Origin of the sequence: Qipengyuania pacifica (assembly GCF_019857205.1) — a bacterium.
GTDB classification, from domain to species: domain Bacteria; phylum Pseudomonadota; class Alphaproteobacteria; order Sphingomonadales; family Sphingomonadaceae; genus Qipengyuania; species Qipengyuania pacifica.
The window spans coordinates 242945-267435 of record NZ_JAHWXO010000002.1 but is presented as its reverse complement, the minus strand read 5'-3'; the positions used below and the strand labels follow the sequence as shown (position 1 = coordinate 267435).

Sequence of the window (24491 nt, the reverse complement as noted above, 5' to 3'; positions counted from 1 at the left end):
GGAAATCTCCTACATTTCGTCGGCACCCAATGTGGGCTGCGCATGTATTTACTCAACTGGCGGCAGCACAAAACTTTCCTGCGGAGCCGCAAACGCGCTCTTGTAAGCGGCAAGTCTTTCGCCGGGCAAGGCGAAGAGCTGCGGTGTCTGGGTATAGAGAACGGCGGCCTCGATCTGGCGGCCAGGGTAGATCACCTCCAGCGCCGCCGCATATGCTGCCATCTGCTTCATCGTGCTGTCGGGAATGGCATCGACCGATAGGGGCGGACGCCTCGCCGTTTTGAAGTCGACGACCGTGACCTTTTCGGGGGTGACGAGGAGCCGGTCGGCGGTCCCCATCACCACCTGCCCATTCACTTCCGCAGCAAGCGGGATTTCGGCAAGAGCCTGCGGCCCGAAGACCGGTGCAAACTGCGGATCTCCCAATACCGTCAGTGCCCGCTCGAGAATGTCTGCACGTTCATGCTCATCGAGATCGGGCGTTTGCCGCGCGAGCCAAGATAATCCGCGCGCCTCGCGATCGTCTTCGTCCACAAGCGGCAATCGTTCGAGAAGCGTGTGGATCAGCGTGCCCCTGCGGGCGGCGTCGGCTGTATGTGTTGGCGGCAGGGGCGGATCGCTTCCCTCCACCTCACCAAGACCCGACGGGGCAAGTGGCCGGGGCGGACGCGGTTCCGGCCCGACCGGACTTACTGCCCATGCAGGAAGTGCGGTGACGGGCTCTGCTGCCGATACGCTTTCGATCGGGGCTTCCTTGGTCAGTTCGCCCCATTCCCAACGCGAACCCCACAGATCATCGGCTAGCGGCTCATTGCCGAAGAGAGGCTTCAGCCGTGCGTACCAGCTATCTTCGTGCGCCTGGCCACGTTTCACGTCGCGGGGACCGAGCGAACCTCCGATGAATAGCGCTTCCTCCGCCCTCGTCATTGCCACGTAAAGCAGACGCCAGTGTTCTTCCATTTCGGCGGCAGCAGCGCGCTCTTCCGCTACTTGCAACCGGCCGACTTTCTGTTCCTTGGTCAGCCCGGGCAAGGGAATGCGCCGCGGCTCGACGTGCCCCAGCGGCGTTTCCTCCAGTTCGAGATCGCGCGCGCCGTCCGGGCCTATTGCCGCATCGGCGAGTACAACGATGGGGGCTTGGAGCCCTTTCGAACCATGCACCGTCATGACGCGAACCTGATCGCCGCCCTCGCCTGCGTCTCGCTTGATTTCGCCCTCGCCAGCGTCGAACCATTGGATGAAGCCCTGCAGGCTCGCGATATGGCTTGCAGCGTAGGCGTTGGCCGCATTGAGCAATTCATCGATCGGATCGTTCGCTTCACGCCCCAGCCGCGCGACAAGCTTCCGACGCCCATCCATCGGGCCGATCAATATCCAGTGAAGCAATTGCTGCGGAGTGTCGAAATCCGCCCGGCGTAGAATCTCGCGTAGGATTGCCATGGTTTCCCCGACGCGAGGCGCTTCGCTTTTACGCAGGTGTTCCCACAGGCGGACATTCTTGGCGCGATAGCCGTACTCGAGCAGTTCTTCCTGAGACCAGCCGATCAGCGGTGATACGAGCACACATGCGAGGGTCAGGTCGTCCAAGGGCTGTGCCGCAAACCGGATGGCTGCCATCAGATCCTTGACGACGAGCGGGTTGCCCAATCGCAATCTGTCCACCCCTGCGACGGGTACGCCCCGGCGGTGAAGGCGCGCTACTATGAGCGACGCCAGATCGCGCCGTTTGCGCACGAGCACCATGACATCCCCGGGACCAGCCCGCCGAGGTGCACCACCCTTGTGTCGATCTTTCACCAAGGGAAAGCCCAAATCCATCCAGTGCCGAACCTGCTGCGCTATACGGTCGGCCAATTTACGATCGTGACGTCCCAGCCAGCCTTCGTCTACCTCGCCTTCTTCCATGCCGCTATCGGCGTGGATCAGGTTCCAGAGGGTCACCATGCCAGGACGGGATTGACCTTCGTGCTCTTCAGCGTCTCTATCGAGACCCAAGCCTTCGCTGCCGATCGCGGCAATGGCACTGTCGACAAAATCGAGAACATTGTCCGCGGTACGGAAGCTTTGACCGAGCCCGTATTCCCGCAGATAGCGCGGATACGGCCCGCCTTGCAGGTCGGCAGCCGCGTCCGCTGTTTTCCGCATGCTTTCGGCGAAACGATCCCGGGCGTCCCTGAAATTCTTCGGGCTGGTGCCCTGGAAACCGAAGATTGCCTGCTTGAAATCGCCAACGGTGAAAATCGTGCGCACCGCATTCCCACGCGCGCCCTCGCCGCTGAAGAAATCGTCGGTCAAAGCCTCTATGATCTGCCACTGCGCCCGATTGGTATCTTGCGCTTCATCGACGAGGATATGGTCGAAACTGCGATCCAGCTTGTAGCGGATCCAGTCAGCCATTGCCGTGTCAGAAAGCAGGTTGGCGGCACGGGCAATAAGATCGTCGAAATCGACAAGTCCTTCGCGCGCCTTGGCCGCCTCCCACTCGAAAGCAAATGCGCGGCCAGCCGTGAGCTGGGGTACGAGAAAATCGGCAAGGTCAAGCAGCGCACGACGCTGCGCGACTGAGGCAATACCGTCCACAACATCGGCTATATATCCGCCATACGCGGGATCGATCTTTTCGAGATTGGCCAAGCTCTTCGGCTCGCCTTTCTGCGTAAGCAAGGTGCCGAAGAAGCCATCAAGTTCGGCAAGACGGGCAGCGGGACTCGCGGCCAGCCATCCCGCGGCGAAATCGGCGCTCTTCAGGCCAGTGGCGGTATTCCACTCCGCGTTGATGCGACTGCAAGCCAGAAGAGCGCTGACAGGAAATTCACCATCGGTGCAGGCTTCAGCGACCCAATCTGCTCCAGCATCGAATGGAATGTCTAGCATCCGGCGCACCGGCGCAGTGAGATCGCCCTGCCAGTCGGGCTGGTACCATGTGTCGAGATACCCGGCGCATTTCATCAGCCAGCCGCGTACGGCATCCGCCCCCTTGCGGCGGCTCATCTCTGCCACCGCCTCGCGCACGATCGGTTCACCGCTTTCGAGGAGTTCAGCGAGAACATCGAGGCTCAAGAGGTCTCGATCGCGATCTTCCATCGGCTGGCTGCCGGGCAGGATTTGCGCTTCATTGGGAAACGCTGCGAGCAGATACTGGGCGAAGGCATGGATGGTATCGATCCTCAGCCCGCCACCGGGACAGTCGAGAACCCTTGCAAACAGCGACCGCGCCCGGGAACGGGTTTCCGGATCGGTCGGCGAGCCCAGATTGGCCAGTTCCTCAGCCAGCACTTCGTCCGGCAGGCGAACCCACCGCGCCAGGACTTCATTGACGCGAACCGCCATTTCGGCAGCCCCAGCCTTGGTGAAGGTCAGACACAGGATTTGTGAAGGATCGGCGCCCGGTTCGAGCAACAGGCGAAGGACGCGCGCAGAGAGTACCTGCGTCTTGCCGGTCCCTGCGCTGGCGGAGAGCCATACGCTCTCCCGCGGATCGACCGCGTCGCGCTGATGACCAACGAGCGGATAAACCTGGCCGCTCACGCCTCTTCCCCTTCCACGTCCATATGCGGGAGCCACTCGTCCAGCCGCATAAGCTGGTCATAGGTATCGTAACCCGGATAATCGGGATTGAGCCGCGCGGTGAAGGGCTCATCGCCCTTGATCCAGGCCGCAATTGCACCATCCAGATAGGCTGCGGTTGTCGGTAGGAAATCTTCCGGTGGCAGGCCGCTCCTTTTGCTTCCGACCTTGAGCGGTGTCTCTACGTATCCGAAGCCGAACGGGTTGCCATCGGTCTTGGCCTTGGCCAGCGACCAGTATTCGAACCTGGTCGCTTCGCCCGATGCCGCCTTGAAGCCATCCCGCTCCGCCATCATTCCGAGCAGTCCGAGTTGGAGGGCGTATCCCTGTTCGACCATCTTCGACGAAGGCGGCGAGCCGGTCTTGTAATCGACGATAGCCAGCGTCCCATCAGCATACCGGTCAAGCCGGTCGATCTTTCCGTGAATTCGCACACCGTCGACATGCATTTCGCCCCACGCTTCGACAGCGACAACCTCGCGATCGCCGTAACCAGCGACTTCATGTTCGACCCATTTGAGAGCGCGTTCTAGGCGTGGTTGCCACAGACCGCGCATAAGCGGGTGGACGTTTCGCTCCTCGAACACTCGCTTCATTATCTCGACGATTGGCGGTTTGGGATCGGCCCTGTGCCATTCCTCAAGGATCTGATGCGCGACCTCACCCTGCCATGCGGGGCTCGGCGACGCGTCCAGCGCGTCGAGCGCTTGCAACTGCATGATCTTGCCCGCGAAGAACTGGTAAGGATCACCGCGCAAACGATCTAGCGCAGTCGCCGAAATATCGACCAGTCGCTGGTCCGCATTCGGCATTGGACGAGGCCGCGGATAGACTGGCGCTTCGGGCGTGCGGACCATGGCCCGGGCCAAATCGATGGCGCGTGTGTCCGTATGTCTTGGCAGCAGATCGCCAAGCAACGCCTGAACGCGCAGAAGAAACCGCGAAGGTATCGTCGGCCCACTTTCATCCCGCGCCGAACGGCTGAGCACGACTTCAGGAGCACCAAGCGCACCGGCGAGATCGTGCGCCGAAAGGCCGATACGGAAATCCGCACCGGGAACACCCAGTGCCCGCAATACCGGCGGCGCCAGAAGCGCGTCGACGCTGCCACGCCCCGGCCATACACCTTCGTTAAGACCTGCGCAGATTACGATATCCGCACGGTTCATGCGCGCTTCGAGCAATCCGAGCACCTGTACCCGCGCGTGACCGCCATAGGGCGGGCGAACGGCCACCGGCTCCATTGCATCCACCAGCACGCGAGCGACGTCGCGAGGAAGAATGTCGAATTGCGCCTCCCGGGCGTGGAGACGAAAATCCTCGACGAACTGCGCTAGACTCCGGCCATCTTCCTTCGCCCAGAGTTTCTCGCCGCACAAATTCTCGGCAGCCATGGCAATCGTATCGATCAGATCGCTCAATCGTGCGGTCTGGTCAGGTTGATATTCCAGCAAGGGAGCGATCGCCGCCTCGGTTAGCTGCCACCAATCCCCCAACTGCTTATGGGTGGGCACCAGCTTTTCCACGACATCACGGATTGGCCGAAGACCGGTTTCCAGCCTCGGACCGCGCAGTTCGCGCTCGACTGTCCGAAGGTGCCGAAGCCATGTTCCGCGTTCCATCCCGCCATCGGCAAGTGGGTGACCAAGCAGAGACATCAAGGGCACCGCTTTGGCATTTTCGGCCATGACCTCGGAAGTGAGGAGAAATGCACGGCCTGCTGCAGTTTGCGCAAGCGGGCGTCCGGCAGAATCGTCTGCAAGAATATTCCAGCGGGCGAGGTGATGGACGACTCGCCGAGCAAGCGGCCGATCTGGCGTGACGACGGCCACGCGCTTTCCGGGATGGTCCAGCGCTTCGCGCACTAGCAATGCGACAGCCTGCGCCTCTTCTTCGGGCGTTGCGGCCTGCATAATCCGCACGCCAGCCAAACGGCGCTTTTCCGCGGGTAGCTCGATCCAGGTCTTGCTGGCCTCGGGAGGAAGGAAGAGCGAGCCGATGGCATGACTGCGTTCCGGCGGAGACGCAGCCAGACCTTTGCGGTGCCAAGGTTGGACCTCTTCCCGAGCCACGCCCATCCGGTTGAGCAACAGCTTCAAATGGTATTGTGGGTGCGAAACCGCATCATCGCGCGCGAATGGAGTGTCTCCCGGTTCGGGCGCGGCGCCTGCGCGGCCCAGCTCGTCCCACACATCGGCCGGCATCGTGAGATCGAAATCGGGCAGAATGACTGCCCCCTCATCCAGATCGGCCACAACGCGCAGCAGCCGCGCCAGCGAAGGTGCCGCGCTCGTCACACCAGCCGCCACCATTGGCGTGCCGGGAGGCGATCTTTTCCAGCTTTCGGCTGCGAAGTCGAACAGTCGATTCCGGCGCGCAGCCGCATCCAGCCTGTTCCATTCCTGCAGGCGGCCAAGCCATTTCGCCTGTACAGTCGCAAACACCCGCAGGCTGTCCTGCCAATGGCCGGACAAAGATCCGAAGAGGTCAAGCACTGCATCGCCGACGAGCTCTTCCGGGCCAATTCCTTCGACCAGAAGCCTGTCCATCGTCGCGCCGGTTTCTCTCGCGAGACGAAGCAAGGTGGCGCCTGTGGGGGCGCTTTCCCCCATGGTTTCGGCGATCAGGTCCGCCAAGGCGAACAAGCGACGCTGTGGATCAACGGCCGCTGGAATGTCCGCACCGAGCGGATCGAGCAGCGGGCCCAACGCTTCATCGAGATCCAGGTCGCCGACAACCGCCATGCGCGGCATCAACAAACCCGGATTGCCCTGCTCTCCCGCGTGACGGATGAAGGCTTCGGAAACGGTGCGGCGCGCGCGGCTGCTCGGCAGCAAGAGCGTCAGGCGTGCGAGGCCGAATTCCGGTTCAGAGTATCGAGGCACGAGTCCTGCAACAAGTGCATCGGCGAAGCCGCGGTGGGCGGCAATCGAATAGACCTTGGGCCGAACCCGCTCAGCCACCGGTCAATGCATCTTCCGTTGGGCGAATATGGTTTGGGGTGCCGACTTCATACCAGTGGCCAGTGAATGCCAGGCCATAGAGGCGGCCCTCTTCGATGGCTCTGTTCCACAGAACATTGGTCGAGAACTTGCCGTCTGGTGCATCGCGCAACAGGCGATGCGAAACGAGCTGGATGCCCGTATAGATGAAGGGCGCAATGCGGCCGGGCAGCTTGCGCTTGAGCCGCCCTGCACCATCCATGTAGAAATCGCCCGTTCCGTCAAAGTTATGCGCCCTTGCATGCGTGACGACGAGCAGAAGCGCATCCATGCGCTCCGGATCCCAGGCAGTGGAGAGATCGGCGAAGGCATTGCGCGGCCCATCCAGCCAGATGCTGTCCGCGTTGCAGGCGAAGAAAGGGTCGGGAAGCATTCCCGCATCGCACGCCTTCACCATGCCGCCGCCGGTTTCGAGCAGTGCATCGCGTTCATCCGAGAAGGTGATGCTCGGCGCTTTGCGCGACGCAATATGCGCTTCGATGGCATCGGCAAGGTAGTGGACATTGACCACAGCGCGCGAAACGCCTGCTTCTTCCAGCCGGTCAAGCGCCCGGTCGATCAGCGGTCTTCCGGCGACCCGGACCAAGGGCTTAGGTGTGGATGCGGTCAATGGGCGCATCCGCTTGCCGAGGCCCGCGGCCATCAACATCGCCGTGTCGGTGACCAATGCCGTCACTGGATTTCACCGCCAAACGTATCACGGATTTCCTGCGGTACGTTGCGGGCGAACCATTCGGCCACCGGCGCCATTGCATCATGTGCCAGATCGCGCTCCATTGCCTCCCACACGCGGGGAATCATGGCGAGGTACCGGGCCTTGCCGTCACGCTTCCACAGTCGTGTGAAAATGCCGACAATCTTGGCATTCCTTTGAGCCCCGAGGCGTGCGTAATCCGCTTCGAAATGCTCGCCCGGATCGGCTGCTGCGCGATAGCGACCGAGCATTTCTTCCTCGAGCGCCGGAGAAACGTCACGCCGGGCATCCTGCAACAAGCTGACGAGATCGTAGGCCGGGTGCCCGACCAACGCATCCTGGAAATCGATCAGCCCCTGTGCGCCTGCCAGCTCCTCTGGCTCGAGCAGCATGATGTTTTCCGCATGATAGTCGCGCAAAACCGTAACGCCGGGGTTCTGGCCCTTCATCAAGGGCGCGAGTGCTTCCTCCCACGCTGCCGCCCAGCTCGGCGCATCTACGACCAGCCCCATGGCCGGACAGTACCATTCGACGAACAGGTCAACCTCCCGCTGATACACCGCCATATCGTACAGCGGGAACGGTCCGGGAGGCAGGCGATGTAACTGGGCAAGGGTTTCGATGGCTTTCGCGTAGATGTCACGTTCATCCTTTGGATGCTCATCGATCCACTCGCGCATTCGCTGATCGCCGAAATCCTCGGTCAGCACCCATCCTTCGGGCGCGCTCTCCGCAAGAATATGCGGCGCGCGCATACCATTCGCCTCGAGCCAGTGCGCCACCTGGAGAAAGGGCTTCGGGTCTTCGTGCGGTGGCGGAGCATGCATAAGCATTGCGGTCCTGCCGCCCATGCGCAGACGAAAATAACGGCGGAAGCTGGCATCGCCGACAAGCGGGGCAATCTCTGCCCCTTCCCACTCGGTGTTGCCAAGGAAGTTATGGATGCCTTCAGGCAGAGCGTCACTCATGGCCAGCGGCTTTGCCAAGATGCGCCGGACGATACAACGGCTTCGCGCCCCTCACCCACTTTTTCAAGCGTGATAGACAGGCATCCCGCCTCATGCGCAAACCCTCCGGCGTGGTCGGGCCATTCGGCAATCAACACTGCTCCGTCGCGATAGTCGTCGAGGCCGAGTTCTTCGATTTCGGAGGGATGGTTCAATCGGTAGAAATCGGCATGAACGAGAGGGATGCGCAATCCATCATAGGTTTCGATGATGGTGTAAGTGGGTGACGGCACTTCGCCTTCATAGCCGAGCGCAGCAATGATGGCGCGGGCAAGCGTTGTCTTCCCCGTGCCAAGCGTGCCTGACAAGGCCACGACATCACCCGGCTCGATCTTCCCGGCAATTTTTCTCCCGAGAGCCTCCATTGCCGCCAAATCCGGTAGCGGGACGGTCATGGGAGCGTGATCGAGGCGGTTGTGCCGCCGTTCTTCCGGCTGTGGATTTCCAGCGTGCCGCCGTGCGCTTCGACAAGCTGGCGCGCGAGTGGAATTCCGAGCCCATGCCGGCGCTCGATACCCTTTCCATCCGCCGACATCCGGATGCCCTCCAGCGCGCGGGCAAGTTCGTGCTGGCTCATCCCGCGACCGTTGTCGGAAATAACGATCTTGGTCTCGCCGCGCTTGCGGCCGATATCGATGAGGATACGACCGCCGCGCGGTGTCCCGTTGATCGCATTGTCGAGAAGCTGGGAGATGGCCCGGCGCAATTGTTGCGGATCCGCAGTAATCGTCTTGCCGGGGTCGCCCCGCAGGTCGAGCGTCAATCCGCCTTCGAGGATCCGGTCTTCCTGCTTGCGCACGATCTGGGTGACAAACGGCATCAGTTCGAGCTTGGTCTTGCGCAGCGGCATCAAGCCCGCTTCTGACTGCGACAGGTCGAGGACATTCTCCACCTGTTCGGTGAGTTTGCCGACGGAAAGCGAGATCGCTTGCGCATATTCCTTCGCCGTCGGGGTCAGATCTCCCGCGATGCCGCTTGTCAGCAATTCGGCAAATCCACCGATCGACGTCAGCGGTGTGCGGAATTCATAGCTCATATTGGCGAGGAAGCGGGTCATCACTGCATCTGCCTCTTCGAGCGCACGGTTGCGTTCACGCAGGGCCTCTTCGGCCTGACGCGAGGCGGTGACATCGAGGACAGTGAGCATGCCATTGCCGTCGGGAAGCGGTACACCGGTAAAATCGAGCGTTCGCCCATCGGCCAGTTCGACCCGGCCATCGCTTTTCTTGCGATCCAGCGTTGCGGCGCGGATCACCTGGTTGATGCGCGAAATAGCCGATGGGTCGGACAGATTTTTGGCGACGGCATTCAAAAGGTCTTCGGCTTGTGGATGGCCATCCAAGGCTTCCGGATCGATACCCCAGGCGCCGGGGAACCCGCGGTTCCACAATTCCAGATGTCCGTCCGGAGCGAAAACCGCGAGCGCTTCGAACAGGCTGTCGAAGGTGGCGGTTCTGGTGCGCAGCAACGTATCGCGCGTTGCCGACAGGGCCAGCTGCTCCGTCCGGTCTTCGGCAATCATCACGAGACCGCCATCCGGCAGCGGCTGGGCGACGATCCGAAGATGAGTGCTGTCGGATAGCGACCAGGCTTCCTCGTGCGGCTCGTCGTGCTGGAACCATTCGGCGAGTTCGTTTCGCCAAGCCGGAAAATCGCGCACTTCGGGGATGCGGCCATTCTCGCGGGCGATCAGCAGCATGTGCTGGAATGTCGTCCGGTCGTTCACCACACCGGGCGGCAGAGAAAACACGCGGTGAAATGGCTGGTTCGCAAATGTCATGCGATGCGCCGAATCGAATTGGGCCACGCCAATGGAAAGCTGGTCGAGCATCGAGCGCTGGGCTTCGCGGAAGGCGCGAAATTCGCGCGCCTGCTCTTCCATTTCTTCGATATCTACCGCGTAGCCGGCAATGCCTTCGCCGACGAGTGGAAGATCGGTGACGCGCATCGTGCGACGCGCCCTGTCGATCGTGGCGCTTACGATCCGTTCGATAGGTTGCCGGCGATCGGCTGCCTGCTGCGCGACTTGCGCTGCGGTACGCCCGTTGACCGTTTCAACGAGATCGATCTGGTCTGCGACGACCTGATCGGCGCTTTCGGCACCGACTGCAGCGACATAGGCCTTATTGACGAGCCGTAGATGCATGTCCGCACCGCGGAACCACATCGGCATGGGCGCGGCTTCGATCAGACCCACGAGTGCGCCGAAATCTTCGCGGGCACGCGCCGCCTCCTCGCGCAGCTGGGTCAGCTCGGCTTCGCTCTCGCTGAAATCGAATACCCAGATCAGGGCCGCGCCCCCGGGCGACACTGCCGAATCGGCCAGGGTGCCCTGCATTGCGAGCGACTTGCCCGACCCCGGCGATACGGTGATGGCCATCCGAAACGGCCGGGCCGTTTTCTGGGTACGGCGAACATAGCGGGTGAGTTCTTCGACCTGGTCTTCGCTCAACCCGCGGCCGTCGGCGCCTGCCAGTTCGCTGAGGTAGTCGGGCACCTTTTCGAGACCGATCCAGCGAGCCAGCCGGTCCGGCGCCTCGATCCGTCCATCGGCCCGCACCAGCATCGGGATGGCGGGGCCTTCCTCGATCATGCGGGAAAGGCGCTGCGCCGCCTTGCGGCTGGCAACGGATTTCTGTTCGCGCCCGGTCGCGCGCAACATCACCCACACGGCGCCAGCGGTCCACAAGGCCAGCAGGAGGCCGATAATGGCCAACAGTGCGGGAGAAGTATCCATTACCCGCCAGCTATGCGGACGCGCGCGGGAGTGCAATGCCCCCGCGCGCGTTCATGCGACGGTATTTCCGCCAGTTGCGACAATCAGTAGCGGTAATGTTCCGGCTTGAACGGCCCTTCGACCGGGACGCCGATGTAATCCGCCTGCTTCTGGCTGAGCTGGGTGAGCTTCACACCGAGCTTGTCGAGGTGAAGCGCGGCGACCTTTTCGTCGAGGTGCTTGGGCAGCACATAGACGTCGTTCTTGTAGTCTTCGCCCTTGGTCCACAATTCGATCTGGGCCAGCGTCTGATTGGTGAAGCTGAAGCTCATCACGAAGCTCGGGTGGCCAGTCGCGCAAGCGAGGTTCACGAGGCGACCCTTGCCAAGGACGATGATTTCCTTGCCGTCGGGGAACTTCACGAGATCGGTGCCAGGCTTGAGTTCGTTCCACTCGTAATTGTCGAGCGCCGAAATCTGGATCTCGCTATCGAAGTGGCCGATGTTGCACACGATTGCCATGTTCTTCATCGCCTTCATGTGTTCGGCAGTGATCACATGCTCGTTGCCTGTCGCCGTGCAGAAGATGTCGGCGACCTTCACCGCTTCTTCCATCGTGACGACTTCGAAACCGTCCATCGCGGCCTGCAGTGCGCAGATCGGATCGATTTCGGTAACGAGGACACGCGCACCGCCATTGCGGAGGGACTGGGCCGAGCCCTTGCCGACATCGCCGAAGCCAGCAACGCAGGCAACCTTGCCCGACAACATCACGTCGGTAGCGCGGCGGATCGCATCGACCAGCGATTCGCGGCAGCCGTAGAGATTGTCGAACTTCGACTTGGTCACGCTGTCGTTCACATTGATGGCCGGGAACGGCAGCTTGCCCTGCTTGGCAAGGTGATAGAGACGGTGAACGCCCGTGGTCGTTTCTTCCGACACGCCGACGATGTTCTTAACCGAATTGGTCAGGTAGCCAGGCTTGGCAGCAACGAAGGCTTTGAGCGCGCGCTGGAATTCGATTTCTTCGGCGTTCTGCGGCTCGGGAAGTTCCTCGCCTGCCTCGATGCGGGCACCCCACAGCGCGAACATTGTCGCATCGCCGCCATCGTCGAGGATGATGTTGGCAGTCTGATCCTGGTCTTCATCGGTGGACCAATCGAAGATCTTGCCGACATAGTCCCAGTAATCCGCCAGGCTTTCACCCTTGATCGCGAAAACCGGAATGTCCTGTGCGGCAATTGCCGCGGCAGCGTGATCCTGCGTCGAATAGATGTTGCAGGTCGCCCAGCGCACATCTGCGCCCAGCGCCACGAGCGTTTCGATCAGGACGGCCGTCTGGATGGTCATGTGCAGCGAGCCGGTGATGCGCGCGCCCTTGAGCGGCTTTTGCGCATATTCTTCGCGCAGGGCCATAAGCCCCGGCATTTCGGTTTCGGCAATGGCGATTTCGGCGCGGCCATATTCGGCCAGTGCAATGTCCTTGACGACGTAATCGGTAAAATCGGTCACGAAAAAATCCTCGGCTTTGAAATTGGCGACCGCAAAGAAAAATCCCGGTCGTTCTGTTGGCCCCGCCCCTAGCCACTTGCCGCCGCGAGGGCAATGCTGCGCCCCCCGTCGCAGCGCAGGCCCGATTTACTATACGGCAGAACTTGCGCCGCACGGGCCACAGTCCTACCTCGCGCCAAGGATGGGACAGACGGAGTTTCCAACATGACGATTTCGGTGGGCGACAAACTGCCCGATGTAACCCTGGTCAAAGCGACCGAGAACGGCCCTGAACAGGTCAATGCGGCTGAGTATTTCAAGGGCAAGAAAGTCGCCCTCTTCTCGGTCCCCGGAGCATTCACGCCAACTTGCTCGGCGCGCCATCTGCCGGGCTATGTCGAAAAGGCCGACGAGCTGAAGTCGAAGGGCGTCGATGAAATCGTTGCGACAGCGGTCAACGATGCCTTCGTCATGGGCGCATGGAACAATGCTTCCGGTTCGAACGACATCACCATGCTGGCCGACGGCAATGGCGATTTCGCCGAAGCGGTCGGACTGACCATGGACGGTTCCGGCTTCGGCCTGGGCAAACGCGGGCAGCGCTATTCGATGGTCGTCGACGACGGCGTCGTGACGCAGCTCAATGTCGAACAACCCGGCGACTTCTCGGTTTCGAGCGCCGAACATATGCTCGGCCAACTCTAGGTCCATCGACGGCATCCGGTTTACACCGACCGGGGCTGTTTTAAAAACTCGTGGAAGGGCGGGACCGGTGGTCTCGCCCTTTTGCGTATTGGCGCCCCCGCCGACCTCCGCATCAGTCGCAACGCCGCGGAAATGTCGGGTTTCCAGCGAATACCGACCATTGCTCCGCGATAGACGACCGGCTGGACCAGCCCCTCTTCCGCGCGGCAGATCAGCTCCTCATTTGTAACCTTCCGCCAATCCGGTTCCCGGCGGGCTGTGTGCCCCGTGCCTGGCGGCGTGAGCACATGGTCCCAGGCAAAGGCGAACCCAGCGCCATCAGCCCGATCGCGGAGCCGATAGGCGGAAGCCCGTGTCATTCGCACGCGCCGTGCCGCAATGCCGACCGAACCAGCGACATATAGCTGCGCCAGGAATTCGCATTGGCGCGAAACGCTCCAGCCGTCGGTGCGAGTCCTTGGCATGGCGGGATGGAAGAATGGCGGTCGACGGCGGGCTTTATGGGCAGGTCGTTTGGACATCTGCCAGTCTGGAGCAGATATCGATCCTGTAGGAAAGTCGTTTCAAACGAGGAACCATCATCGGCGCTGTCACCTGCTGTCTTCATTAATTTCAGGAGAGCTTTTACAAGTCGCAGCGGAAGAACGGGAGAGGTCATGAGCCAGGCAAGACTATCAGATGGCAGTGCGGGCGATGTCGACTACGGCCGGATCGGGCGGACTTACAGTCACTACCGTCGGCCCGAGCCCGCAATTGCATTGCAGATACGCCGTGCCCTTGGCGATGCGCAGACGGTATTGAATGTCGGCGCAGGCGCCGGTTCCTACGAGCCGACGGATTGCCTTGTAACGGCAGTAGAACCGTCGGCAGCCATGAGGGCTCAGAGGCCGTCCCATCTGGCAGTTGCCATCGACGCGGTGGCAGAGAGCCTCCCGTTTGAAGACGACAGCTTCGATGCGTCAATGGCGTCCGTGACAGTGCATCAGTGGTCCAATCTGGAAAAAGGTCTTGCGGAAATGCGCCGGGTCACTCGGGGTCCGGTCGTCCTTTTGGTGTGCGATCCTGCAATGATGATGGATTACTGGCTAAGCGACTACATCCCACAGGTCCGCGAGATCGAAGCACGCCGTTTCCCTCCGCTAAAGCGCATCGAGGCGGCTCTTGGCGGGACCGTTACGGTGGAGCCGGTACCTATCCCGCTGGAATGCGCCGACGGGTTCAACGAAGCTTATTACGGCCGACCGGAAGCTTTCCTAGAAGAAGGTGCCCGGCTCGCATGTTCAAGTTGGAGCCTCGTGCCACAATCCCTCGTCCAGCAGTTCGTCGACAGGTTGTCGCAAGATCTGGCGAATGGTCAGTGGGATAAGCAATACGGACACTGGCGGAGCCGACCCTTTTATGAGGGTCCCTTGCGTCTGGTCATCGCAGAAGCCGAATAGATCACCGGCGTCGACCGGACATCCATGCGATCGGCAAGTTTAAAGACGCCTAGCGGTAAGGGGCCGCCTGCCAATCGCTACCCATACCCCATGAGCTTGAGCACTTCTTCGCGGCTGCGGTGGTCATCCAGGAAAGTGCCCATCATGCGGCTGGTGACCATGCCTACACCAGGCGTGCGGACTCCGCGTGCGGTCATGCAGCTGTGCTGTGCGTCGATGACCACGGCGACGCCCTGAGGCTGAAGATTATCCCAGATGCAGTCCGCGACTTCGGCCGTGAGGCGTTCCTGAACCTGAAGCCGGCGCGCAAAACCGTGAAGGACACGCGCGAGCTTCGAAATGCCGACCACCCGATCATTGGGCAGATACGCAATGGCGGCCTTGCCGATGATCGGGGCCATGTGATGTTCGCAGTGGGATTGGAACGGAATGTCCTTTAGCAGGACGATTTCGTTGTAACCGCCCACTTCCTCGAACACGCGGCCAAGGTGCTGCGCCGGGTCTTCTTCGTAGCCAACGCAATATTCTTTCCATGCCCTCGCCACACGCTTGGGTGTATCGAGCAGGCCTTCGCGAGAGGGATCGTCTCCGGTCCACTCGATAAGAGTGCGGATGGCATCCTGGACATGCTGGGGCACCGGCGGCTTTGCGCGCGGATCGTCCTCGTCGGGTCCAACTAGGCTACTCACTTTCCCCTGTACCTCCTGATCTTATCGCGAAACCGCGAAAGCCTGCTCCCCTTGCGGAAAAGACCGCCCTTTGCAAATGGCTCGAACATGTGGTCCGGGTCTTCAGGATCGAGCAAGGCGCTGCGGGCCAGCGTTTCTTCGACATCGTTGAGGTCGGGCGGGCGATAACGCTCCAAAGTGCGCCCCTTGCTACCTTGGGAATCTTCGATCAGCCCGATCATCGATCCGTGCCGGCTGAGCAGTTCGGGCATGTCGGCTTCTTCCAGGCCGCAGTGCTCGGCCAAGAGGGAATAGCGCAGGGCGGCAATATTATCGGCGGCATGTTCGTTGCCGGGACGGGTTGAATCGATGAATACATCGCATTCGCTATCGAGCCCCATCGAGCGATTGTTCAGATTGGCCGATCCGATTCGCAGGATCTGGTCGTCGATGACCATCAGTTTTGCATGAACATAGATTGGCGTTTCGCCGCTAAAGGGTGACCAGAGCGAGAAGCGGCCCTTCATGTCGGCCTCCTCGATCGATCTGACAAGCTCGGCGCGGGCATGGTCCATGGCCTGCTGTTCCAGCCAGCCATCGGCATGACGCGGATGCACGATCACGATTTCCGGCGGATCGTCTTCCTGCAGCCGCTCGATGATCGCTTCGGCGATCACGCGTGAAGCGAAATACTGGCTTTCGGCGTAGATGAACCGTTTGGCGCCCGCGATATGCTTGAGATAGAGCTGCGCGATCTCATCGACCTTATCCCAGTCGCGATAGGCGGCGCGGGTTCGGGCGATGCCGATTTCGACATCTTCGAACTGCGCGGTCAGGGCATTTGGCCAGGGATTGCCCGGCCCATCCTCGACGTCCGGCAACTGATTGCCCCCGGCGCATATCCAGCGGTCACCGCCGAGATCGGCCAAAGCCTTGGCAACATCGCCCTCCATCATCATGCTGACATCGTGCCACGGGCCGTAATCGGTTCCGCGAGGAGTCTTGCGCCGCGGATCGTGTTCCTTGTGGTCGCGCGTGTCCCAGCGCTTGTCGGTCATGTCGATACCGCCGCACACGGCGACCTTGTTGTCCAGAACCGCGATCTTCTGATGATGGGTGCAGCCGATCGGGTGCGCCGTATCGAACTTGAAACTGATTTGCCGGTGGCGAACCCAGCGAGCGAGATCCCACCACATCGAGGCCCGACCGATAGTGGACAAGGCGCCGACGCTCCACTTCAGCAGACGTATGTCGAGCTGTTTACGGTGCCGCGCGAGCCAGGCAATGAAACTGCCGAGCCTTGAAGGATAACCGCGCTTCCAGGTGCGCTGCCACCACCGGCGCCCGCGTTCGAGATGAATGCGGGTATCGAAATCCCATCCGATGAGAAGGATGCGACGGCGCGAGCCGAGCATGGCTTCCTGCATGAAAGCGAAATAATCCGCCGCATCGATGATGACGCTGGCGCGAGATGCCTTGGCGTAGCGCCAGACGCCCGGTTCGACCGAAGGATCGAGCCGCGAGATACGGCTCGGATCCGGTTCTTCGTTTTTGCTCACAACCCCCCTATCCCCCTATTCCTTGGCGTCTTCCTTCTTCTCAGGAGTCACCTCGGCTTCTGCCTTCTCTTCTTTCTTACGACGCTCGAAGACCCGTTCCATGTGCTCCATATCCTTATCGTCGAGATATTTCGCAAAATCCGGGAAATGATCTTCTTCCTCTTCATCGATGTGATGGCGATAGTCATGATCGAACGTCTTGAATTTCGTCAGCCAGCCGCCCGACGACATGTCGGTCGCGGCGAGATCGTTCAGCGCTTCCTCGATTTCGTGATGTTCGGCAACCGAATGACGGGTTTCGTCCGTTGTCGGCGGCTTTCTGAGCATCGTCGAATATAAGGCCTGCTCTTCGGCGGCGGCATGGGATTTGAGTTCCTTGGTCAGCTCCTCGAACAGCGTTTCACGATCATCGCTGTCGCCGCTCGTCTCGAGCAGCTTGTCGAGAAGTTCCCTATGCTTGTCGTGATCCTGCTTCAGTCGTTCGAAAATCTCGGTGGCGGTAGCCATGAAATCAATCTCCTTCGAAACCTGAACAGGTCACACGCAGTGCGGTTCCTGCCTTGAACCGATCCTGCGGCGCAATCATATCCATATCACCATGCATGACCGACCGGCCCCTTCCAGAGAGCAGATGCAGATCATGGCGGAGGCGGCCTTTGCCGGACTTCCCGCAGAGTTTCGCAGTCAGCTGAGCGACGTCGTTCTCGAGGTCGAGGACTTTGCGACGCCCGAACAGCTTGAATCCGTGGATCTCGACGATCACTGGCAACTGTCCGGACTGTACCAGGGTGAGCCCCTGCCCGACCGATCGATCTGGGAAAGCGGGAGGATGCCGCCGCGCATATGGCTCTTTCGCGAACCGTTGATCGCGGAATGGCGTGCGACGGGGGTGAGGATGGAAGACCTCGTTCGCCATGTCGTCGTGCACGAGGCGGGCCACCATTTCGGCTTCAGCGACGAAGACATGCACCGGCTCGAAGACCAGGCCGACTAGCCGGGAATCGAAAAGCCCGCCTCGATAAGGAGGCGGGCTTTTGGAAATTGGCGCGCCCGAAAGGATTCGAACCTCTGACCCCCAGATTCGTAGTCTGGTGCTCTATCCAGCTGAGCTACGGGCGCGCTTGGAGGGCGCCACATAGGCAGGCTCCAGAGTCTTGGCAATCCCTAAATCACCCTTTTTCGAACAACCTTCGAGATAGTTCGATATCGAGTGGGGGTTTTGGCAGCAAATCGATCTCGTGCGGCCTGAACCAGGCAATTTCGCCGCCTTCGAGAGCCGCGACCGGACTGCCGTCCCAAGCCGAACTGTAAAGCATTATGACAATCGGCTTCGCGCTGCCCGTGTCATCCTCTTCGGCGAATGCGACAGGCTGAGCGGCGTGCGGCACAAGCGACAGTCCCAGCTCTTCCTGTATTTCCCTGACGAGAGCCTCACGCGGGCGTTCGCCGGGCTCCACCTTGCCGCCAGGAAACTCCCACAGGCCGCCATGATGTTTATGGAGAGGCCGACGATGCATGAGCCAGCGCCCTCTATCGTCCCGCAGCGCCAATGCGGCCACGCAGATCCATGTCGGGATTTTTTCCAAAGTCGGTGCTGCCTTCAACCCTTTTTTAACCTGACCAAAAGTAATCACGAGCGGTCAGCTTGGACAAGTGACGGATGGGGGCATCTGGTAATGGTCGAATTCCTTAAAGATCTGGGACGCGACACGCGAGGTGCCACTGCAGTCGAATATGGGCTGATCCTCGCTCTTATCTTCCTCGCCATGGTCGGGGCAGTGCAGACTTTCGGGCAAGAAGTCATCGGAATGTGGAACTTGATCAGTGACACCATTCTCGCTTCGACCGGGGTTTGATGAGAGCGAAAAGATGCTCGTGCAGTTAGGATTTTTTCAACCACTGCCGTGCAAGAAGCAAGTTGCTCGCACCATGATTTCGGAACGAGCCGGGTACGAAGACTGAACCAGGAGACGACACATGAAGTTTTTCCGCAAGCTGCGCCGCAATGAAGAAGGCGCAACCGCAATCGAATACGGCCTGATCGCTGCACTTATCGCAGTTGCTGCAATCACTGCCATGAGCAGCCTCGGCACGAACCTCAGCACGACGTTCACCAAGGTTTCGAGCTCTATGACTGGCACGCCGGCTCCAGCTGCCGGAGCATGAAGAAAGAAGGGCGGCGGACTTCGGTCCGTCGCCCCTTTTATTCACTCGACTATGGAACTGGCAATCCGCGCCCACGGACCACCAGCTTGACCTTCTGCCCTGCGCTGATTCCCTCGTTTGACGTCAGCCCGTTGAGGACACGGAACCGTTCTACCTGATTGTCGCTATAGGCCATCCGGCTAGCCAGCGAATTGATCGTATCTCCGCTGCCGACGGTTACCACGTCGATCACACGCGGGATCACATTGGCTGCTGCCTGCGCGTCGATACGCCGCATCGATCCGAACATTTCGTTGAAGCTTGAAGTCCCGCCAGCCGGGGTGATGGCGAGGAAATGGTAAGCCCGATCATTGGCGAATTGATAGGCGAACACCGTCACATCGACCTGTCCATTCCCTGAATTCACACGCGCGCTGCCGTAAGCCGCGGGAAGACCGTTGACGGTCGTCTTCTGAATCGACTGCGGTCGGATCTGTTGCTGCTGGCTTAGGCGAGAAAAAACGCTTGTGACGTAATTGTCGAGGTTACCGCTATACGGTGCCATCGTAAATTGCGCCTGCCCACTCTGACCATTGATCGTGACGGCGTCGGTGCCGTTCACCATAAAAAAGCCCTGCGGAGCAGTAAATGCGAGCCGCAGTTCGGGATGGATGAACTGGCGCCCTTCGACCACACCCTGCGACGGATCGTCACCATAGGTGATGCCATCGATGCGCGTGAGGAAGGTGTCGCGATTGGTGACCCCACCTGTCGCGCCAGAAGCCTGCGCTGTCGCAAGGGCACTCTGCACACGGCTTGCCGGGTCCGGATGGGTCGATGCCCATTCAGGAATGCTCGCGTTCCCGCGACCCTGGACCCTGGCGTCGAGCGCGTTCTGAAGCGCCAAGCTCTGCAGAACGCTGGCCATGGCACGTGGATCGTAGCCCGCTTGATTGAGATAACGAATGCCGAGCCCGTCAGCCTCCAGTTCCTGCGAGCGGGAGAACTTCAGGGTCAGCAATTGCGAGCCTTGGAGAATCCCCTGCGAGATCTGTTGTCCGACGCCGCTGTTGCCGAGGAGGATACCCGAAAGGATTGCACCTGCCGCACCGAGTAAAGAGTTCTGCTGGGCGGCCGCCTGGCGGCGCTGCGAGTGGCGGGCGGCCACATGGCCGACTTCATGCCCGAGAACACCGGCAAGTTCGGCTTCGTTGTTCATGAGAGCAACCAGTTGCCGGGTGGTATAGATATAACCGCCCGGAATGGCGAAGGCATTGTTCACCGGGCTGTTGAGTAGAGACACCGTGAACGATTCGCGCGCATTCCCCAAGCCGGAATGGACCGCGATGTTCTTTCCGACCTGTTCGACATATTGCGCTTGGCTGCCGGTCATTGCACCGCCGAATTCAGCGAGCAGTTGCGGATGTGCTTCGGCGCCCATTTGCGCTTCGCTCTGCGTGATGGGCGTCGATGCACTGGGAATGTTTCCGGCACCAACACAACCCGACAAGGCGAGTGCGAGAGCGCTGACGGATGACGCCGCGATAAATTTTTTGCGTAACATGAAGAATTCTCCCCGATTTACACGAACGCGCGGGACGGCATGATCCGCCCGCGCGCTGTTGTTCGTTGACGGTAGGAGAACCGGAACGAGCGGAATTTTGTTCCCGCCGCTCGGACTGCAAATCAGCCAGCTATTGCCAGGAAACGGTCTTCACGCTGACGCTTGAGCTCATGCGGCGCGTAACCGCCCAACATGTCCAGTTCTTCAGCGATCGCGGCACCCAGAGATGTGGCAGCGACTACGGGATCGCGGTGCGCACCGCCCACCGGTTCGGGGACGATGCGGTCGATCACGCCGAGACCTTTTAGATCCTGAGCGGTGACCTTCATCGCTTCTGCCGCGTCGGGCGCCTTTTCTGCGGTACGCCAGAGAATCGATGCGCAGCCTTCGGGTGAGATCACCGAGTATACGGCATGTTCCATCATCAGGACACGTTCGGCGCTGGCCAGCGCGACTGCGCCGCCCGAACCGCCTTCGCCGACGATTGCCGCCACCATGGGTACCGGCAGGGCGAGACACGCCTCCGTCGAGCGCGCAATAGCTTCCGCCTGCCCGCGCTCTTCCGCCTCGACCCCAGGAAACGCGCCCGACGTATCGACGAGCGTAACCACTGGCAGTCCGAAACGACCGGCCATTTCCATGAGGCGTATCGCCTTGCGATAGCCTTCCGGTTTGCCCATCCCGAAATTGTGACGGATGCGGCTGGCCGTATCGTTGCCCTTTTCATGGCCGATCAGAATGATCTTGCGTCCATTGAGCTTGGCGAAGCCACCGAGAATGGCTTCGTCGTCACCATAATTACGATCGCCCCCGAGCGGCACGAAATCCTCGAAAGCCTGTTCGACATAGTCACGGAAATGAGGGCGTGAGGGATGCCTGGCGACTTGTGTCTTTTGCCAGGGGCTGAGCGACTCGTACGTGCTCGCCAAAAGATCGGCGCTCTTCTGCTCGAGACGGTGGAGTTCGGTAGAGATATCGACATCGTCGCCATCGGCTGCGCTGCGCAGTTCTGCGATGCGCTGTTCCAGTTCGGCGACGGGTTTCTCGAATTCGAGGTAGGAAATCATGGCCGTGCGCTAGTCCGAACGACGCCCGCGTGCAAGCGGGTGCCTTTCGTTGACGAGCCTGACGAGCCGCGCAGCATCGACATGCGTATAGATTTGGGTGGTCGAAATATCGGAGTGGCCCAGCAATGTCTGCAGTGCGCGAAGGTCCGCGCCGCCCTCAAGCAAATGAGTTGCAAAGGCATGGCGCAAGACGTGAGGACTCAGCTTTTCGGGGGGCAGATCGGCACGAACGGCCAAATCCTTCAGTATCTGGAACAGGCGCACTCGAGAAAGGTGGCCGGTGCGCGAGGGGAACAGCCATCTCGAACTGAGATCGCGCAAGGCAAGCCAGCGCTTGAGGGCCTTGTCCGCGCGGTGGCTGACGGGCACCATCCGCGCCTGCCCACCCTTGCCGATCACGGTAAGAAAAGGGGAATCGCGCGGTACCGCGGATACGGGTAGCGACACGAGCTCGGTCGCCCGCAAGCCCGATCCGTACAACATTTCCAGCAATGTCAGTAGACGCACGGCGGTGGGACTATCTGTCTGCGCAGCCTCTTCTGCTGCCGTGAAAAGCGATTCGACCTCTTCGTGCGACAGTATCTTTGGCAGAGGACGGCGGGTCGCGGGTCGCGGCAACGCATGGGTCGGATCGTCATCTCGCAACCCGTCATCCACCAGAAAGCCGAAAAACTGTCGCAAGGCCGAAACCTTCCGCGCCATTGTCGAGGGGGCAAGGTCGGACCAGCCTGCGCCGAGTTTGGCCAGCTGCGCAGAACTTGCCGTGTCCAAGTTCGAACCGATCAGTTCCTCGGCCTGCTCCAGGTCACGGCCATAAGCGAGAATCGTATTGCGCGCCGCGCCCCGTTCGGCAGCAAGCATGGCGAGGAAATCGGGAATCGCGCTCACATCAGGCGCGCGCCACGGCCTCCGCGGCGATCATCCTGGCTTCGGCGTCCAGTCCCACGCGCCGCAAGGCGGATACGATGTGATAGAGATGGCGGGCCGTCATGCGATCCCAGCTTGCACCCTGCATTCCGAGGCCCGCAAGCATGGCGACAAGAGCGCGATTATTCACTGCGGCAGCCTGATCAATCATGCGGGTCCAGCGACTTTCTGCCGTTATATTCACACCGAGGCGCCCATCATACTGATCCAGCGCGCCCTCGCCGATTTTATCCAACCCGGCCAGCCCAGCGACCAGCATGCGCGATTTGCGCTGCCCCGACGAGCTATCATCGTCGATAAAGCTGTCGATATCGCCGCTGCTGATGCCAGTGGAACTGTTGGGCGCAGCAAGGGCAAGCAATGCCCAAGCCTGACTTCCGCCATCGACTTCGCCGGACCAGCGAACCGCATCTCTGTCGAGCCCGGCAGCGAGCATGGACGCGATGAGCCCGCCGGCGTCTTCACTGAAATCGCTGCTCGGAGGGATACGCGCGGCAGCGTAGGCGGTAAGAACCATGCGACCGTAAGAATAATCGCCACCACTTGACCAGATATCCCTGATCGCACCGATGCGCTGCACCGGGCTGGTGCCGACGTAGGCTTCGCGCAGGCTAGACGCGGTCTGCGCTGCGGGGCCCGCCACCCCGTCCTGAGCGTAAAGCTGGCTGTACAGATCGACCATCGCTGCAGAAGATAGAATTCCGCTAGTTCCGGCAACGTCGGCACCGGCTGCGCGCTGTGCGGGCGTGAGTGCCGGGGTGATTGCCGCAATGCTCAGAAGCTGGGGATTGGCCCGGTCGAGCAATTTATCCGGGATCGTCTCGCCAAGCGTATTTGCCATGGTGAACCGCCACGGCGTCAGGGAATTGATGTCGTCCCATTCGATGGTAACGGCGCGGCGACCGCGCCCAGCCGCCCCTGCGAAGCGCTGCGCAAAAAGTACATCGATGCGATCGTCCTGAGTGCGGTTCAGCAGACGGCGAAGATCGTTCTGTGCCCGCGTTGTTTCGCCAGCATAGGCATTGCAGATCCCCGCCAGCATCTGCCATTCGGTATCGTCACGATTTGTCTGGACGAGTTGAACCGCGGGGCAGGCACCCACGACATCGGCACTTCCTATATACGCTTCCACCGCCGCATTGGTGAGTGCCGGCGAATAATTGCCTGTGTCGATATCCTGCACCAGAGCCCGAGCGACCACATATTCGCCCATCGCGTTGAGCACTTTGACCCGCAGAGTCGCGAATTCGACCGGATCCATCCCCTCGGGCGCAGCAAGCCTGCTGGCCAGCGCCCGCCGAAGCAGGATATGGCCCCAGCGCGAAACCATGGGCTGCGTGGTTCCGGCAAGCACCGCCCGGACCAGACCCGCGGGCTGCTTTTCGAGCGAGGCCGAAGGAAGACCGCCCTCGCCCGCACCCAGAACGCCTACACGCTCCATAGAGCGACGGGCCGCGGGCGGAATATCGAACTTGGGCTTGAGGCCGAGGAATTCGTCGAGCTCATCGGTCGACATGTCTTCAAGTTCCTGCAGCGTTGGCAGATCCGACAAGTCCAGATTCGCGCCCGATGGCGCCGCTTCCACCGGCAGGGGCTGGACGATCTCTCCAGATTGGGTCGCCGTCGGTTGCGGGGTACTGCCCTGGGTCGGTGCCGGTGCACGGCTCGGCTGCGGTGCCGGGGCAGGACTTGGGCTCGGCGCGGGATCATCGAAACCAGGCGGCAGCAAATCGACCGGCGCTTCCTGTGCCCAGACCATTGCCGACGTCAGCGCGAGCGCTGCGCCGCCTATCAACCATGCCGATTTCATCGTGCCGCCTCCGGCACATCGATCGTCTGTTCGATGGGGTGTAACGGTTCCTCGCCGCCGTCGATCAACGCTGCGATCAGCAACGCCACGAACAGCACAGCCAATACGCCGCCAACCTTCCTGCCGCTCAT

21 protein-coding genes and 1 tRNA gene are annotated in these 24491 nt (G+C 60.9%); 5 read left to right on the top strand and 17 right to left on the bottom strand.

The features are described from left to right. Positions 1-48: 48 nt before the first annotated feature. The 7 genes from addA to ahcY form a co-directional block, all read right to left on the bottom strand. Positions 49-3528: a double-strand break repair helicase AddA gene (addA, locus tag KYK83_RS04350; protein WP_222827318.1), complete on the bottom strand. Its 3480-nt coding sequence runs from the start codon at positions 3526-3528 to the stop codon at positions 49-51. Further along, the gene (gene addB / locus KYK83_RS04345) at positions 3525-6530 is read right to left on the bottom strand and encodes a double-strand break repair protein AddB (protein ID WP_222827317.1); all 3006 of its coding nucleotides are present in this window, start codon (positions 6528-6530) and stop codon (positions 3525-3527) included. The genes addA and addB overlap by 4 nt, the downstream gene beginning before the upstream one ends. Next, positions 6523-7245, bottom strand: coding sequence for a nucleotidyltransferase family protein (locus KYK83_RS04340; protein ID WP_222827316.1), 723 nt, complete (start codon positions 7243-7245; stop codon positions 6523-6525). Before KYK83_RS04340 ends, addB begins: the two co-directional genes overlap by 8 nt. Beyond that, positions 7242-8231 (bottom strand): aminoglycoside phosphotransferase family protein, encoded by a 990-nt coding sequence (locus KYK83_RS04335; RefSeq protein ID WP_222827315.1) that lies wholly within the window; start codon positions 8229-8231, stop codon positions 7242-7244. Before KYK83_RS04335 ends, KYK83_RS04340 begins: the two co-directional genes overlap by 4 nt. Next, positions 8228-8665, bottom strand: a complete 438-nt coding sequence (gene tsaE, locus KYK83_RS04330; protein WP_222827314.1) for a tRNA (adenosine(37)-N6)-threonylcarbamoyltransferase complex ATPase subunit type 1 TsaE — start codon at positions 8663-8665, stop codon at positions 8228-8230. Before tsaE ends, KYK83_RS04335 begins: the two co-directional genes overlap by 4 nt. Beyond that, entirely contained in the window at positions 8662-11007 is a 2346-nt protein-coding gene (locus KYK83_RS04325) for a sensor histidine kinase (RefSeq protein ID WP_221597537.1), read from the bottom strand. The genes tsaE and KYK83_RS04325 overlap by 4 nt, the downstream gene beginning before the upstream one ends. An 83-nt stretch (positions 11008-11090) precedes the next feature. Then, on the bottom strand, positions 11091-12497 hold the full coding sequence (gene ahcY / locus KYK83_RS04320; RefSeq protein ID WP_196846323.1) for an adenosylhomocysteinase: 1407 nt from the start codon (positions 12495-12497) through the stop codon (positions 11091-11093). Between the two features lie 204 nt (positions 12498-12701). On the opposite strand from ahcY, the gene KYK83_RS04315 reads away from it, so the two are divergent. Both KYK83_RS04315 and KYK83_RS04310 read left to right on the top strand, forming a co-directional pair. Continuing rightward, entirely contained in the window at positions 12702-13181 is a 480-nt protein-coding gene (locus tag KYK83_RS04315) for a peroxiredoxin (RefSeq protein WP_103023304.1), read from the top strand. 656 nt (positions 13182-13837) lie between these two features. Next, positions 13838-14620, top strand: a complete 783-nt coding sequence (locus KYK83_RS04310; RefSeq protein WP_222827313.1) for a class I SAM-dependent methyltransferase — start codon at positions 13838-13840, stop codon at positions 14618-14620. Between the two features lie 77 nt (positions 14621-14697). On the opposite strand, the gene folE is transcribed toward KYK83_RS04310, so the two are convergent. The 3 genes from folE to KYK83_RS04295 are packed head-to-tail and all read right to left on the bottom strand — an operon-like array spanning position 14698 to position 17354. Further along, positions 14698-15309 carry a GTP cyclohydrolase I FolE gene (gene folE / locus KYK83_RS04305; RefSeq protein ID WP_103023301.1) on the bottom strand — a complete coding sequence of 204 codons (612 nt, stop codon included), beginning with the start codon at positions 15307-15309 and terminating at the stop codon, positions 14698-14700. Continuing rightward, a complete protein-coding gene (locus KYK83_RS04300; RefSeq protein WP_346729413.1) occupies positions 15306-16847 on the bottom strand; it encodes a phospholipase D-like domain-containing protein in 1542 nt (513 codons plus the stop codon). Before KYK83_RS04300 ends, folE begins: the two co-directional genes overlap by 4 nt. 15 nt (positions 16848-16862) lie before the next feature. Then, positions 16863-17354 carry a hemerythrin domain-containing protein gene (locus tag KYK83_RS04295; RefSeq protein WP_103023299.1) on the bottom strand — a complete coding sequence of 164 codons (492 nt, stop codon included), beginning with the start codon at positions 17352-17354 and terminating at the stop codon, positions 16863-16865. A gap of 124 nt (positions 17355-17478) precedes the next feature. Between KYK83_RS04295 and KYK83_RS04290 the strand changes: the two genes are divergently transcribed. Beyond that, positions 17479-17841 carry a metallopeptidase family protein gene (locus tag KYK83_RS04290; protein ID WP_248284251.1) on the top strand — a complete coding sequence of 121 codons (363 nt, stop codon included), beginning with the start codon at positions 17479-17481 and terminating at the stop codon, positions 17839-17841. 48 nt (positions 17842-17889) lie between these two features. Here the strand turns inward: KYK83_RS04290 and KYK83_RS04285 are convergent. Further along, positions 17890-17966: transfer RNA gene (locus tag KYK83_RS04285), tRNA-Arg, on the bottom strand. A gap of 50 nt (positions 17967-18016) precedes the next feature. Further along, positions 18017-18406 (bottom strand): NUDIX domain-containing protein, encoded by a 390-nt coding sequence (locus tag KYK83_RS04280; RefSeq protein ID WP_346729419.1) that lies wholly within the window; start codon positions 18404-18406, stop codon positions 18017-18019. 117 nt (positions 18407-18523) lie between these two features. Here KYK83_RS04280 and KYK83_RS04275 point away from each other — a divergent pair, with 117 nt between their 5' ends. Beyond that, the gene (locus KYK83_RS04275; protein WP_103023297.1) at positions 18524-18703 is read left to right on the top strand and encodes a Flp family type IVb pilin; all 180 of its coding nucleotides are present in this window, start codon (positions 18524-18526) and stop codon (positions 18701-18703) included. A gap of 121 nt (positions 18704-18824) precedes the next feature. Then, positions 18825-19013: a Flp family type IVb pilin gene (locus KYK83_RS04270; RefSeq protein ID WP_222827311.1), complete on the top strand. Its 189-nt coding sequence runs from the start codon at positions 18825-18827 to the stop codon at positions 19011-19013. Between the two features lie 49 nt (positions 19014-19062). Here the strand turns inward: KYK83_RS04270 and KYK83_RS04265 are convergent, their stop codons facing one another. From KYK83_RS04265 to KYK83_RS17390, 5 genes are all read right to left on the bottom strand, one after another. Continuing rightward, positions 19063-20556: a M48 family metalloprotease gene (locus tag KYK83_RS04265; protein ID WP_222827310.1), complete on the bottom strand. Its 1494-nt coding sequence runs from the start codon at positions 20554-20556 to the stop codon at positions 19063-19065. 122 nt (positions 20557-20678) lie between these two features. Further along, positions 20679-21623 (bottom strand): acetyl-CoA carboxylase carboxyltransferase subunit alpha, encoded by a 945-nt coding sequence (locus KYK83_RS04260; RefSeq protein ID WP_222827309.1) that lies wholly within the window; start codon positions 21621-21623, stop codon positions 20679-20681. A gap of 9 nt (positions 21624-21632) precedes the next feature. Beyond that, on the bottom strand, positions 21633-22511 hold the full coding sequence (locus KYK83_RS04255; RefSeq protein WP_222827308.1) for a tyrosine recombinase: 879 nt from the start codon (positions 22509-22511) through the stop codon (positions 21633-21635). A 1-nt stretch (position 22512) separates the two neighbouring features. After that, positions 22513-24360: a hypothetical protein gene (locus tag KYK83_RS04250; RefSeq protein ID WP_248284249.1), complete on the bottom strand. Its 1848-nt coding sequence runs from the start codon at positions 24358-24360 to the stop codon at positions 22513-22515. Then, positions 24357-24491, bottom strand: a complete 135-nt coding sequence (locus KYK83_RS17390) for a hypothetical protein (protein WP_255407925.1) — start codon at positions 24489-24491, stop codon at positions 24357-24359. Before KYK83_RS17390 ends, KYK83_RS04250 begins: the two co-directional genes overlap by 4 nt.